Annotated in this window: 11 protein-coding genes; 2 read left to right on the top strand and 9 right to left on the bottom strand. The window is 68.7% G+C overall.

Annotated elements, in window-relative coordinates; translation table 11 throughout:
• Positions 1-601 precede the first annotated feature (601 nt).
• The gene (locus ET475_RS14140) at positions 602-1,570 is read right to left on the bottom strand and encodes a hypothetical protein (RefSeq protein ID WP_129391609.1); all 969 of its coding nucleotides are present in this window, start codon (positions 1,568-1,570) and stop codon (positions 602-604) included.
• A 433-nt stretch (positions 1,571-2,003) separates the two neighbouring features.
• Between ET475_RS14140 and ET475_RS14135 the strand changes: the two genes are divergently transcribed.
• Positions 2,004-2,456, top strand: coding sequence for a MarR family winged helix-turn-helix transcriptional regulator (locus tag ET475_RS14135; protein ID WP_129391606.1), 453 nt, complete (start codon positions 2,004-2,006; stop codon positions 2,454-2,456).
• Positions 2,453-6,265 carry an ABC transporter ATP-binding protein gene (locus ET475_RS14130; RefSeq protein ID WP_129391603.1) on the top strand — a complete coding sequence of 1,271 codons (3,813 nt, stop codon included), beginning with the start codon at positions 2,453-2,455 and terminating at the stop codon, positions 6,263-6,265. The genes ET475_RS14135 and ET475_RS14130 overlap by 4 nt, the downstream gene beginning before the upstream one ends.
• A gap of 13 nt (positions 6,266-6,278) precedes the next feature.
• Here ET475_RS14130 and ddaH read toward each other — a convergent pair whose 3' ends face one another.
• From ddaH to typA, 8 genes are all read right to left on the bottom strand, one after another.
• Positions 6,279-7,040 carry a dimethylargininase gene (ddaH, locus tag ET475_RS14125; protein ID WP_129391600.1) on the bottom strand — a complete coding sequence of 254 codons (762 nt, stop codon included), beginning with the start codon at positions 7,038-7,040 and terminating at the stop codon, positions 6,279-6,281.
• Positions 7,040-8,338: a citrate synthase gene (locus tag ET475_RS14120; protein WP_129391597.1), complete on the bottom strand. Its 1,299-nt coding sequence runs from the start codon at positions 8,336-8,338 to the stop codon at positions 7,040-7,042. Before ET475_RS14120 ends, ddaH begins: the two co-directional genes overlap by 1 nt.
• A 113-nt stretch (positions 8,339-8,451) precedes the next feature.
• Positions 8,452-9,561 (bottom strand): succinyldiaminopimelate transaminase, encoded by a 1,110-nt coding sequence (dapC, locus tag ET475_RS14115; protein ID WP_129391594.1) that lies wholly within the window; start codon positions 9,559-9,561, stop codon positions 8,452-8,454.
• Between the two features lie 2 nt (positions 9,562-9,563).
• On the bottom strand, positions 9,564-9,884 hold the full coding sequence (gene fdxA / locus ET475_RS14110; RefSeq protein WP_129391591.1) for a ferredoxin: 321 nt from the start codon (positions 9,882-9,884) through the stop codon (positions 9,564-9,566).
• 9 nt (positions 9,885-9,893) lie between these two features.
• A complete protein-coding gene (locus ET475_RS14105) occupies positions 9,894-10,283 on the bottom strand; it encodes a DUF6113 family protein (RefSeq protein WP_129391588.1) in 390 nt (129 codons plus the stop codon).
• 574 nt (positions 10,284-10,857) lie between these two features.
• A complete protein-coding gene (locus tag ET475_RS14100) occupies positions 10,858-11,172 on the bottom strand; it encodes an AzlD domain-containing protein (RefSeq protein WP_129391585.1) in 315 nt (104 codons plus the stop codon).
• Positions 11,169-11,912, bottom strand: coding sequence for an AzlC family ABC transporter permease (locus tag ET475_RS14095; protein ID WP_129391582.1), 744 nt, complete (start codon positions 11,910-11,912; stop codon positions 11,169-11,171). The genes ET475_RS14100 and ET475_RS14095 overlap by 4 nt, the downstream gene beginning before the upstream one ends.
• A 132-nt stretch (positions 11,913-12,044) precedes the next feature.
• A complete protein-coding gene (typA, locus tag ET475_RS14090) occupies positions 12,045-13,958 on the bottom strand; it encodes a translational GTPase TypA (protein WP_129391578.1) in 1,914 nt (637 codons plus the stop codon).
• Between the last annotated feature and the right edge of the window lie 103 nt (positions 13,959-14,061).

The raw sequence follows: 14,061 nt of genomic DNA, 5'->3' as shown, positions 1-14,061 counted from the left end.
GCTTCGCATGTTGGCCGCTTCGCATGTTGGCCGCTTCGCGTCCTGACCGCTTCGCTTGGCCGCTTCGCCGCTTCGCGTGTCACAGAAAACGTGGGTTGCCGCGCAAGAGGTCGCCCGTTCTGTGACACGGCGCCGGACGGTGTCACACCACGCACGGGTGCGGGCAGCAGCATCCCACCACTTCTGTGACAGGGATGCCGCGGGCCACACAGATGCCGCCGCCCACCGGGGTACCGCGGCCCACCGGGATGCCGCGGGCCACCGGGGCGCCACCGCCCACCCAGACTCCCCGGGCCGGGCGTGTCACAGAAAATGCGGGCTGCCGCGCAAGAGGTCGCCCGTTCTGTGACATGGCACCGGACGGTGTCACACTACGCACGGGTGCGGGCGGCAGCATCCCACCACTTCTGTGACAGGGATGCCGCGGGCCACACAGATGCCGCCGCCCACCGGGGTACCGCGGCTCACCGGGGTACCGCGGCCCACCGGTGCCGCCTACCCGCCCAGCCCCCGGCCCATCACTACCCGCCCAGCCCCCGGCCCAGCCCCAGCCCACCGGTGCCGCCGCAGCCCACCGGGGCGCGGCCCACCAACCAGCCCGTCAGGCTCCCGGGCGCCAGCCGGCGGCGATGAGTGCTTCGGCCACTTTGCGCACGGCAACCGATGGATTCGGACGCAGGTGATGGCTGAGGATCCGCACGTGGTTCCAGCCCTGCCCACGGATCGCGTCCCACCGGTCGGCGTCGCGCGCGAACTGCTCCTCGTCGAAAGCGTGCACCCGTCCGTCGCTTTCGGGACAGACCCGATACTCCGGGTAGGCGAGATCGAGGCGCGCCACGAACTCTCCGTTCTCGTCGGTCAGCACCCAGTTCAGCTCGGGCTCGGGCAGACCTGCCCGCACGAGCACCAGTCGCAGCTTGGTCTCTTCGGGCGTCTCAGAGCCCACGCGGATCTCGCGTAGCGCACGCATGAGCTTTCCGCCGGGAACATCGCCGGCCACCCGAACCTCGGCCCAGAGATCTTCGAGCGTCACAAGCCGATTGCGCGGCAAGATCAGGTGGTCGCCGAGCGCGATCAGATCATCCAGATCCCACCGGGCACCCACCTGGCGCCACAGCCGAGCGGGGTTCTCCGTGCGCAGCCCCTCCGCGATCCGGAAGGAAGATTCGCGCTGCTGCAATCGGTGCCCGATCATCCCCGCTCGCCGCGGCTGCCCGGCCGGTCTGCGCGCCGAGACGTCCACCGCGCGTTTGTCTGCCGTGGTGTACGGCAGCGGCCCGCCGATGATGCCGACACCGACGTCGTGACTGAAGAACTGCTCCGGCGTGAGCACGGGAGCGACCTCGCGTGCTCGGGCGATCATCTCGTCGCGCAGACGAATCATCCGCTGCGACGGCGTCTCCTTCTCTGGAACGACGGAACGATGCGGATGCGTCGTGCGCGCGCCGCGCGTCGGGATGACAAGGTCGCTCGCCCGCAAGCGAGACCGACTGACGCCCTCCGCTCGTGCTTCTGCGACGGAGAATGGGCGGCCGATGAGCTGCGCGGGCAGAGGTGCTGTGCGGGTCATGGTTCCATCCGACATCCTCGCCGGGGCGGTTCGGGATGCTGCGCACCAATATGTGGATAACTGGGAGTTCCTGTCTGTCTGTGGAGGAGACGCGGGATGTCGCACCTCGGGTGACCTCGCGGCCCGTGACCAGCACCATCTGTGACACACCCGCACCGCGCGTCACAGAACAGGCGCCCCTACCCGGCGACATCCCGCACTTTCTGTGACACGCTCGACGCTCGCCTCACAGCACAGCCACGCCCCCACCGCGCGTCACAGAACAGCCACGCCCGCACCGCGCGTCACAGAACAGCCGCCCTCACCCCGCGATATCCCGCACTTTCTGTGACACGCTCAATGCGCGCCCCACAGAACACTTTCTGAGACACACCGCCGCGGGCAGCGAGCACAGAACGCACCGGTACCACCGAACAGGGTGCAGAATGGTTCGGTGACCGAACCAAATGACGACGCCCGCGCAGCGACATTGACGTTCGCCCGCATGGCGCGGATGCTCGAGCGTACCCTGCAGCACCACGCTCCGCTCAGCCTGAGCGACTATCGGATCCTCTCGGCGGTCGCCGACGGCGAGGCGCGCGCCTCGCGCCTGGCCCAACGCCTCGCGGTGGGCAAGCCGAGTGTGAGCGCATCGGTGGACTCGCTGGTTCGACGTGGCCTGCTCGCCCGTGCCGGGGGCGCCGGCGATCAGCGCGCCATCGACCTGCGCATCACCGCCGAGGGCGACCGCGTGCGTTTCGACGCCGAGCGCGCTCTTGTCGCGCTGGTCACCGAGGTCGCCGAGCACACCTCCGAACCCACTGCGACAATGGCCGCCATCGCAGCCTTCGGCGCCGCGCTCGAAGAGCGACAGGCTCAGATCCACCCGACCGGACGTCGCGCATGAAGGCATCCGAGCCCGGGTGGGTGCGTCGACTGGGCGGGTATCTTCTGCGCCACCGGCGCCACCTCGTGATCGCCCTGAGCGCCGCTGCGCTGGGCGCTGCCTGTCAGGTGGCCACGCCTCTGGTCGCGCGCACGATCGTCGACGACGTGATCGTGAGCGGCACCGCTCCGTTGCTGCCGTGGCTGTTGCTGTTGATCGCCCTGGCGGTGCTGGGGTTCGGCTTCGCCTATCTGCGCCGCTACCGGGGCGGACGCATCGGACTCGACGTGCAGAACGACCTGCGCAACGACATGCACGACCGTCTGCAGGGCATGGATGCCGCAACCCTGGCCACCATGCCGACCGGTCAGCTGGTCGCCCGGGCGAACTCCGACACCGGGCTCGTGCAGGGGCTGCTCAACTTCGTGCCCATGGTCGGCGGCAACGTGCTGATGATGGCGTTGTCGCTCATCGTCATGTTCATTCTGTCTCCGCTGCTGGCCATCATCAGTCTCGCCATCGTGCCGGCGCTGATCGCCATCAGCTACCGCCTGCGCAGCCGCCTGTTCCCGGCGAGTTGGGACGGCCAGCAGAAAGAGGGCGAACTGGCCGGCATCGTCGACGAAGACATCGCCGGTGTGCGGGTGGTCAAGGCGTTCGGCCAGGAGCGGCGCGAACTGCGCCGGCTGACGGATGCCGCGTCCCGGCTGTACGGCTCCCAGATGCGCGCTGTGCGCATCCAGGCGCGCTACCAGCCGTTGCTTGAGGCCGTGCCGGTGCTCGGGCAGGTGGGCATTCTCGCCCTCGGCGGCTGGCTCGCCCTGAACGGCTCCATCTCACTGGGCACCTTCCTGGCCTTCTCCACCTACATCGCCAAGCTGATGGCGCCCTCGCGCCAGTTGGCGGGCATGCTGACGATCGCCCAGCAGGCGCGCGCCGGCGTGGAGCGCATCTTCCAGCTGCTCGATCTGCAACCGACCGTGGTCGATGCCCCCGACGCGATCGAGCTCGACGAGCGGCCCGGCGCCATATCGTTCGACCACGTCACGTTCGCGTACCCGGGCGGCGCCCCGGTGCTCGACGACTTCTCACTCACGATCCGCCCCGGCGAGAAGGTGGCGCTGGTCGGTGCCAGCGGCAGCGGCAAGTCGACGGCGGGCAGGCTGCTCACTCGGTTCTACGATCCGGATGCCGGGGCGGTCACGATCGGCGGACGGGATGCGCGGGGCGTCCAGCTCGCCTCGCTGCGCCACCGCGTGGGGATGGCCTTCGAAGACGCCTTCCTGTTCTCGGAGTCGGTGCGGGACAACATCGCCTATGGCGCGCCCGATGCCACCGACGAGCAGATCGAACAGGCTGCGCGCGCCGCGCGGGCACACGAGTTCATCACCGCGCTCCCCCACGGCTACGACACCGTCGTCGGCGAGCGGGGGCTGAGTCTGTCGGGCGGGCAACGACAGCGCGTGGCGCTCGCGCGCGCGATTCTGCGGGATCCCGCGATCCTCGTGCTCGACGACGCCACCAGCGCCGTGGATGCCCGCACCGAGCAGACCATCCACGACGCGCTGCGTTCGGTGATGCAGGACCGCACTGTGCTGCTTATCGCCCACCGGCACTCCACGCTGCACCTGGCCGACCGCATCGTCGTGCTCGAGGGCGGCCGTATCGTGGCCGAGGGCAGCCATGACGAGCTCATCGACGCCAGCCCCACCTATCGGGCTCTGTTCGGCGATGGTGAGGTGCCCGACGAGGCGCCGGACGAGCCGGTCCGATCCCCTTCGTCTGGCTCGCCGAGCGCCACCGCTGTACGAATTGTCGTGCCCGCATCGTCGGCCGTCGCCTCCGCCCCGCCCGCCACGCACGCGGTGCAGGCGCCGAGCCTGGGAATGGGGCTGGGCGGCTCCAGCGGTGGCGGCGGCCTGCGCGGAAGCCTCGCGCCCACACCGCAACTTCTCGCGCAGGTCGAGAAGCTCCCGCCGATCGTCGATCACGCCGACCTCGACCTGGCCCACGAAAGCCTGCGGCGCAGCGACTTCAGTCTCGGAGCGCTCCTGCGCGAGTTCCGTCGGCCGCTCCTTTTCGCGCTTGTTTTCGTCGTCCTCGATGCGCTTGCGGGCCTGCTGGGCCCCGCGATCGTGAAGACCGGCATCGACGAGGGCGTGGTCACCGGCACCGCGCACGTGCTGTTCGCGGCATCCGCCCTCTACCTGGTCATCGCGCTCGGCGACATGATCACCGGAATGGCCGAGTCGTTCATCAGCGGGCGCGTGGCGCAGCGCATCATGCTCTCGCTGCGTGTGCGGGTGTTCGCCCAGCTGCAGCGACTCTCGCTCGACTACTACGAGCGTGAGATGGCCGGGCGCATCATGACCCGGATGACCACCGACATCGACCAGTTCGAATCGCTGCTGCAGAACGGACTGCTGGGCGCCTTGGTCGCCGGTGTCACATTCGTCGGTGTCGCCGTCGCCCTGGTGGTCGTGGATGCCCCCCTGGGCCTGGCAGTGCTCTCGATCATCATCCCGTTGGCGCTGGCCACCGTGTGGTTCCGCCGCCGCGCATCGCGGCTCTACGACCTGGCGCGCGAGCGGATCGCCGTGGTGAACGCCGCCTTCCAAGAGAGCCTGGCCGGCGTACGCGAGTCGCAGGCATTCACTCACGAGCACGAGACGATGCGCACCTTCCACGGCCACGGTGCCGCATACCTGCGCTCGCGGGTGGCCGCTCAGCGCCTGGTGGCGATCTACTTTCCGTTCGTGCAGTTCCTCTCGGCGATCGCCGACGTGATAGTGCTGGGGCTCGGGGCGTCGCTGATAGCCCACGGGCAGCTCACGGCCGGAGCTCTCATCGCCTTTCTGCTGTACATCGACATGTTCTTCTCCCCCATCCAGCAGCTCTCGCAGGTGTTCGACGCGTGGCAGCAGACCCGCGTGTCGGTGGCGCGGATCGCCGAGCTCATGCGCCTGGACACCCTCACGCCCGATGCCGACCACCCGCGGCCCGTCGATGCGCTGGCCGGCGATATACACCTCGACGACGTGCACTTCGCGTATCCCACGGAAGCGGTCTCGTCGCGCCTGCGGGGTCCGCGCGATGTGAAGCGCCTCGCCGAGGCGGCGCCGGTCGCGCGGCCCACCGAGGCACTGGGCGGCGTCGAACTCGGCATCCGGCCCGGTGAGACGGTGGCCTTGGTCGGCGAGACGGGCGCGGGAAAGTCGACCGTGATGAAGCTGATCGCCCGGTTCTACGATCCCGATCGCGGTGCCGTGCGCGCCGACGGCGCCGACCTGCGCACCCTCGATCTGGCCGGGTACCGCGCACGGCTGGGTTATGTGCCCCAGGAGTCGTTCCTGTTCACCGGCACGATCGGCGAGAACATCGCCTATGGGCGACCGGATGCCACTGCCGACGACGTCGCACGGGCGGCACGCGCCGTCGGGGCCGAGGCGATGATCACGGCGCTTCCCGACGGCTACGCGACCGCGATCTCGGAGCGCGGCACCTCACTCTCAACGGGGCAGCGGCAGCTGATAGCCCTCGCCCGCGCCGAACTCGTCGACCCGGCGATCCTGCTGCTCGACGAGGCGACCTCGAACCTCGACCTGGCCAGTGAGACCCGTGTGACCGAGGCCATGCACCGGCTCGCGCGCGACCGCACGACGGTGATCATCGCACATCGGCTGCAGACGGCCATGGGCGCCGATCGCATCCTCATGCTCAGCCACGGCCGCGTCGTCGAACACGGCACGCACGACGAACTGCTGGCCGCCGACGGGGCTTACGCGGCGATGTGGCGGGCGTTCGAGCTCACCAGCTCAACGGCGGGCTGAGCGGCGGGCTGAATCAGTCGCGCACCCGCACCGACAGGCACGTGACGCAGCCCTCGAGCTTCTCGAACTCGCTGATCGGCACCGCAACGACATCCAGTCCCCGATCGCGCAGCAGATCGGCGGTACGCGGCGCCGCCGCAGAGATGAGGACGCTGTGCTCATCGAGCACCACGACCGCGCTGCCTTCCGGCTCGGCAATCCCGAGAAACTCGGGATACACCGACACGTCGTCGACCAAAGGCTCGTATCCGATGACGGTGCCGTCGGGCAGCGCCGTCACGCCGGTCTTCAGATGCAACACCTTCGTGATCGGCACCGCAACGACATCCCATCCACGCGGCGTCAGCAGCGTGCGCAACTGGGCGATGCCTTCGTCGTTCGTGCGTGATGAGCGCCCGACGTAGACGGTACGACCCACTTTGAGCACGTCGCCGCCCTCGAGGGTGCCGGGCGCCTGGATGGCAGCGGTTTCGATTCCGGATGCCTCCACCACCCCTTGTGCCGTCTCGATCTCGCCGCGGCGCGAGTCGGCCCCGGGCCGGGTGATGACCGCGAGATCGGAGAAGATGACCACGACGTCTTCGACGAACACTCCATCGGGGTGATCGTCGGCCGCGGGAAGCGGAACGATCTCCCAGCCGCGGGTGCGGAAGGCGTCGACGTACCCTTCCCACTGCGCAAGCGCCAGCGCGGCGTCGGCGGGCACCCGCTCGAGGTGGGTCAGCTCACCGTCGGCCAGTCGCGGTGAGGGGCGCCGGACCAGAAGCCGCGACATCAGCCGATGCCGGGGTAGCTGCGCTCGGGAGAGCCGACGTACAGCTGCTGGGGGCGCCCGATCTTCGTCTGCGGGTCGTTGACGGCCTCGCGCCACTGCGCAAGCCACCCGGGCAGGCGCCCGATCGCGAACAGCACCGTGAACATGCGGGTCGGAAAGCCCATGGCCTTGTAGATGACGCCGGTGTAGAAGTCGACGTTCGGATAGAGCTTGCGCTCCACGAAGTAGTCGTCGGCCAGGGCGATCTCCTCAAGCTCCTTGGCGAGATCCAGCAGCGGATCCTTGACGCCGAGTTCGCGCAGCACCTCGTCGGCCGACTCTTTGACGAGCTTGGCGCGCGGGTCGTAGTTCTTGTAGACCCGGTGGCCGAAGCCCATGAGCTTGACGCCGTCTTCTTTGTTCTTGACGCGCTCGACGAAGCGCTGCACGCTCTCACCCGAGTCGCGGATGCGGGCCAGCATCGTCAAGACAGCCTCGTTCGCGCCGCCGTGCAGCGGGCCCGACAGCGCCTGGATGCCGGCCGAGATCGACGCGAACTGATTCGCTCCGGTCGAACCGACCAGACGCACCGTCGAGGTCGACGCGTTCTGCTCGTGGTCTTCGTGCAGGATCAGCAGCAGCTCGAGCGCCTTGGACATCACCGGGTTCACTTCGTACGGCTCGCTGTGCACACCGAAGTTGAGCTTGAGGAAGTTGTCGACGAAGCTCAGTGAGTTGTCGGGGTAGAGGAACGCCTGACCGACGCTCTTCTTGTGCGCGTATGCCGCTATCACGGGCAGCTTCGCGAGCATGCGCACGGTGTTCAGCTCGACATGCTCGGGGTTGTGCGGGTCGGTCTGGCCCTCATAGTAGGTCGACAGCGCCGAGACCGCCGATGAGAGCACCGACATCGGGTGAGCGGTGTGCGGCAGCGCCGAGAAGAAGTGCTTGAGGTCTTCGTGCAGCAGGGTGTGCCGCCGGATGCGGTCGTCGAAGTCGGCCAGCTCAGACGCGGTGGGCAGTTCGCCGTACAGCAGCAGCCAGGCGACCTCGAGGTATGAACTGTTCTTTGCGAGCTGGTCGATCGGGTACCCGCGGTACCGCAGAATCCCCTGCTCGCCATCGATGTAGGTCACCGCGGACTTGGTCGCCGAGGTGTTGACGAAGCCGTAATCCAGGGCGGTGTGCCCCGTCTGCCGGGTCAGGGTCGAGACGTCGATGCTCGGGTTGCCGTCGATGCCCCGAAGAACGGGGAACTCGGCGGTTCGGCCTGCGATGGTGAGGGTGGCGACGTCCGCCTGTGCTCCCGCGTCGGACACGAGGCCTCCTTGTGATTCGTGGCATCCGGGGTCCCATACAGCCTAGTCCGCCCCTGGGCACACTGAGACATCCGCCAAAGGGCAGCGGGTCTGACTAGCGGAAAGCTACGAAGTCAGTCGGCGCCGCGCAGTCGCTGCGCGGCGGCCTCGATGCGCTCGTCGGGGGCGGTCAGCGACAGCCGGATGTGCCGTGGAAAGTGCGGGCCGTAGAAGTGGCCAGGCCCTGCGAGGATTCCGAGGCCTGCCAGCCGATCAAGGCTGTCCCAGGCATCCTTCCCCTCCGTCGCCCACAGATACAGGCCTGCCTCGCTCCCTTCGATGCGGAAGCCGGCGGCTTTCACGGCGGGAACAAGGATGTCGCGGCGACGGCGGTAGCGCTCCTTCTGGACGGCCACGTGCTCGTCGTCGCCCAGAGCTGCCACCATCGCGTGCTGCACGGGGTGAGGCAACATCAGGCCCAGGTGCTTGCGCGCGGTCAGCAGACGCGCGACCAGCCGTTCATCGCCGGCGAGAAAAGCGGCGCGGTACCCGGCGAGATTGGATTGCTTGCTCAGCGAGTACACCGCCAGTACACCCGTCGGGTCGCCATCGGTCACTCGCGCGTCGAGGATGGACGGGATCGGCTCGGTGTTCCAGGGAGCCTCCCAGCCGAGCTCTGCGTAGCACTCGTCACCGGCGATGACGGCGCCCAGCGCGCGGGCGCGCGCGACCGCCGCCTGCAGCGAGGGGATGCCGCGGACCCGCCCGTCGGGATTGCCGGGGCTGTTCAGCCAGACCAGCCGGGTGGCCGCGGGCCAATCGGCCGGGTCATCCGAGGCGAACGGGGTCGCACCCACCAGGCGCGCCCCCACCTCGTAGGTCGGGTAGGCGGCACGCGGGTGCACCACGACATCGCCGGGGCCGAGCCCGAGCAGCAACGGCAGCAGGGCGACGAGTTCCTTCGAGCCGACGGTCGGCAAGATCTGTGCGGGGGTCAGCCCCGGTACGCCGCGTCGACGGGCGAACCAGTCGGCGATGGCCTCGCGCAGCGCGGGCGTTCCGACCGTCTGCGGGTAGGCGTGCGCATCGGTGGCTGCCGCCAGCGCGTGGCGGACCACGTCGGGCGTGGCATCCACCGGCGAGCCGATGGAGAGATCGACGATGCCGCCGGCATGCGCGCGAGCGCGCGCCGCATATGGTGCGACGGCGTCCCAGGGGTAGTCGGCGAGGTCGGCGACGCCCACGATCAGCCGTTCTGCGGAGGCAGGGCGGCCACGATGGGGTGGTCCTTATGGATCACGCCGACCTTCGCTGCCCCTCCCGGCGACCCGAGGTCGTCGAAGAACTCGACGTTGGCCTTGTAGTAGTCGGCCCACTCTTCGGGCAGGTCGTCTTCGTAGTAGATCGCCTCGACGGGGCAGACCGGCTCGCAGGCGCCGCAGTCGACGCATTCGTCGGGGTGGATGTACAAGGATCGATCGCCTTCGTAGATGCAATCGACCGGACACTCGTCGACACAGGCGCGGTCCTTCACATCCACACAGGGCAGGGCGATCACATACGTCACGGGGCCAGTCTAGTTGTCTGCGTCGACGGTCGTCCTCGACAGATCCGGCCAGGCGACCACGACCGTCGCGAGGAAGGCCATCCCGATGCCCCAGACCAATCCGAGGTTGACAGCACCCTCTTCCACGGCCGGCACGACGACCGATCCGCCGGGGCCGGTGCCCGAGAACATCACGGTCGCCGCGAGGGCTCCCACGCCTCCGGCCAGCGTCGTCCAGCGATCGCCGGTCATCCCGCGCATGGCGACGAACATCGCGCCGATGCCCAGCAGTGCGAGAATGACCCCGACCGGAAACACACCGAGCCGGTACGCGTGCGCGATGGTGCCGGCTGTGCCGTAGACGGCGCCGATCGCCAGGGCGATCACCCAGACCAGCACTCGCAACAGCGTGTTCTTCACCGCGTCAGTCTACGTCGCCCTTTCTGTGACGCGCGGCGGCCGCCCCGCTCGGAGGTTTGTCTGTCACACACATGGCGGCCTGCTGGCCCCTTCACCCGGCTGTACTGTGACACGCCGAGGGATGAGTATGAGCCATCCGTACCCACCCCACCCGGAGGCGTGTCACACAAAAGGCGGCCAGCCGGCCCCCTCACCCGGCCGTTCTGTGACACCCCGAAACGCCCCCACCCCACCCGCGGGCGTGTCACACAAATGGCGGCCTGCCGGCCCCCTCACCCGGCCGTTCTGTGACACGCCGCGGGGTATGTCACAGAACAGGGCAGAATTCCAGCCCGGATGTCGCCCGTTCTGTGACACGCGGCGGGATGGGTGTGAGCCATCCGGTCACACCCCACCCGAGGGCGCAACCGACCGGCGCCCACCCGCGGGCGTGTCACACAAATGGCGGCCTGCCGGCCCCTCACCCACCCGTTCTGTGACACGCCGCCATGCGTGTCACAGAACTAGGCAGAATCACGGCCCGGATGCCGCATATTCTGTGACACGCCGCGACACGTGTCGCACAACGGGCGCCTCAGGCCGCCCATCCCCACAGCCGCAACAGTGCGGCGACCACGGCCGCCGCCACCACGACCACGAGGAACGGCGCACGCAGCAGGAGCAGGACGGCAGCGACGGCGACGGCGGGGACGCGGGCATCGACGACGATGGTCTGCCCGGCACCGAGCGTCTGCACTGCCACAAGCGCCGCCAGCAGCGCCACGGTGAGGAGGTCGGCGGTGCGCGCCGGGCGCGGGGCCTGCATCACGCGTGCCGGGACGAGATAGCCCAGCGTCTTCAACGCCACGCAGATGATGGCCGCCACCAGCACGGCATTCCACAACGTCACGGCAGGCCCTCCCGTTCGGCGACATCGTCGGGCTCGGCAGACGGTACCTCGTCGCGGGCGAGCCAGTTGAACCAGCCCACGACGATGGCGACCACGGCGGCTGCGAGAACCGGGATGCCGGGCATGAGCGCCGGCGTGAGCATGGCTGCGATCACCGCGGCCGCGATCCCCACCGCTATCGCCTGCCGGCGCCGCAGCCGCGGCCACAGCAGAGCCAGGAAGGCGGCCGCGGCCGCGGCATCCAATCCGTAGGTCTTCGGATCGCCGAGCACGTTGCCCAAGAGAGCTCCGGCCAGGGTGGTGAGGTTCCAGCCGATGTAGATGCCGAGCCCGGTCACCCAGAAACCCCACCGCTGCGCGTGGGTGCGGGTCTGGCCCAGGGCGACGGCCGTGGACTCGTCGATGGTGAAGTGCGCTGCGGCGGCGCGGCGCCAGAATCCCCCACCCAGCAGCGGCGCCATGCGCATGCCGTAGGCGATGTTGCGCACACCCAGCAGGGCAGAGGAGGCTATCGCCGCGGGGATCGCGGCCAGTCCCCCGCTGCCGATCACCCCGATGAAGGCGAACTGCGAGCCACCGGTGAACATCACCAGGCTCAGCACGCACGTCTGCCACACATCGAGACCGGATGCCGTCGCCAGCGCGCCGAACGAGATGCCGTACGCGCTCGTGGCCAGGGCCACACCCAGCCCGTCACGCACCGCGCGGCGGCGGGCCGCGGCATCGGTCCCCTCACTCACCCGAAGAGCCTACCGGCGCCCTGCCCCGGCAATTCGATATGGAATTGCCCAGACCACATCAAATTTCCAGAAAACTGGTGTGGTCTGGCAAATTCCATATCGAATTTGCCGGGTGGATCTTTGCCGGGTGGATCAGGCCGAGGCGTCCTGGCGCTTCAGGCGGGCGGTGGCGCGGGCGCGGTCGTGCTGGTCGAGCACGACCTTGCGGATGCGCACGGTCTCGGGGGTGACCTCGACGCATTCGTCGTCGCGGGCGAACTCAAGGCTCTCTTCCAGCGACAGGATGCGCGGCGGCGTCATCGACTCGAAGGTGTCGGCGGTCGACGAGCGCATGTTGGTGAGCTTCTTCTCTTTGGTGATGTTCACGTCCATGTCGTCGTTGCGCGAGTTCTCGCCGATGACCATGCCCTCGTACACCTCCTGCGTGGGCTGCACGAAGAACGACATGCGCTCCTGCAGGGCGATGATAGCGAACGGCGTCACCACACCCGAGCGGTCGGCGACGATCGACCCGTTCTGGCGGGTCACGATGTGCCCGGCCCAATCGTCGTACCCGTGCGAGATGGCGTTGGCGATCCCGGTGCCGCGGGTGGTGGTGAGGAACTCGGTGCGGAAGCCGATGAGTCCGCGCGACGGGACCATGAACTCCATGCGCACCCAGCCGGTGCCGTGGTTGGTCATGTTCTCCATGCGCCCCTTGCGCGCCGCCAGCAGCTGCGTGATGGCACCCAGGTACTCTTCGGGGGCATCGATCGTGAGCTGTTCGAACGGCTCCTGCAGCGTGCCCCGCTCGTTGCGACGCGTGACCACCTGCGGCTTGCCGACGGTCAGCTCGAAGCCCTCGCGGCGCATGTTCTCGACGAGGATCGCCAGGGCCAGCTCACCGCGCCCCTGCACCTCCCAGGCGTCGGGGCGGCCGATGTCGACGACCTTGAGCGAGACGTTGCCGATCAGCTCGCGATCGAGGCGGTCCTTGACCATGCGGGCGGTGAGCTTGTGGCCCTTGACCTTGCCGGCCAGCGGCGAGGTGTTGGTGCCGATCGTCATCGAGATCGCCGGCTCGTCGACGTGGATGGCCGGCAGCGGCCGCACGTCGTCGGGATCGGCGATGGTCTCACCGATGGTGATGTCTTCGAAACCGGCGATCGCGACGATGTCGCCGGGGCCGGCCTCCTCGGCCGGATACCGGTCGAGCGCGCGGGTCTTGAGCAGCTCGGTGATGCGCGCGTTGGTGTGCGAGCCGTCGTGACGCACCCAGGCGACCGTCTGCCCCTTGCGCAGCGTGCCGTTGAACACGCGCAGCAGCGCCAACCGGCCCAGGAACGGCGACGAGTCGAGGTTCGTCACCCACGCCTGCAGCGGCGCCTCGTCGTCGTAGCTGGGTGCCGGCACGTGCTCGAGGATCGCCTCGAACAGCGGCTCGAGGTCGTCGTTGTCGGGAAGCTCGCCGTTGGCGGGGCGGGTGCGGGATGCCGCGCCCGCCCGCCCGGACGCATACACGACAGGCACGTCGAGGAGGGCATCGACATCGAGGTCGGGAACGTCGTCGGCGAGGTCTGAGGCCAGCCCCAGCAGCAGGTCGTGGCTCTCCTCTTCGACCTCGGCGATGCGGGCATCGGGGCGGTCGGTCTTGTTCACCAGCAGGATGACGGGGAGCTTGGCCTCCAGCGCCTTGCGCAGCACGAAGCGCGTCTGCGGCAGCGGCCCCTCTGAGGCATCCACCAGCAGCACGACGCCGTCGACCATCGACAGGCCGCGCTCGACCTCACCGCCGAAATCGGCGTGGCCGGGCGTGTCGATGACGTTGATGGTCACCGGAACATCGGTGTGCACCCCGTTATAGGTGATCGCCGTGTTCTTCGCGAGGATCGTGATGCCCTTCTCGCGCTCGAGGTCATTGGAGTCCATGGCGCGCTCTTCGACGTGCGCGTGGTCGCCGAACGAGCCGGTCTGACGCAGCATGGCGTCGACAAGAGTGGTCTTTCCGTGGTCGACATGAGCGACGATAGCGACGTTGCGCAGGTCTGTGCGGTGGGCAAGGGACATGGCCGAAGCACCTTTCGGTGGGAAGAAGAGGGATGCGGGGGCCCTGTCTTGCAGCAGGTTCGCGACGCGGCGGAGAACGCAGAAAGGCGCCCGCCCCACATCG

Origin of the sequence: Microbacterium protaetiae, assembly GCF_004135285.1 — a bacterium.
Lineage (GTDB): Bacteria > Actinomycetota > Actinomycetes > Actinomycetales > Microbacteriaceae > Microbacterium > Microbacterium protaetiae.
The sequence above is the reverse complement of the archived record's forward strand: the minus strand, read 5'-3'. Positions and strand labels throughout refer to the sequence as shown.

Excerpts from the sequence above, each read along its gene's own strand:
- ET475_RS14140 (WP_129391609.1), bottom strand. The coding sequence starts at position 1,570 with ATGACCCGCACAGCACCTCTGCCCGCGCAGCTCATCGGCCGCCCATTC.
- ET475_RS14130 (WP_129391603.1), top strand. The coding sequence starts at position 2,453 with ATGAAGGCATCCGAGCCCGGGTGGGTGCGTCGACTGGGCGGGTATCTT.
- ddaH (WP_129391600.1), bottom strand. The coding sequence starts at position 7,040 with ATGTCGCGGCTTCTGGTCCGGCGCCCCTCACCGCGACTGGCCGACGGT.
- typA (WP_129391578.1), bottom strand. The coding sequence starts at position 13,958 with ATGTCCCTTGCCCACCGCACAGACCTGCGCAACGTCGCTATCGTCGCT.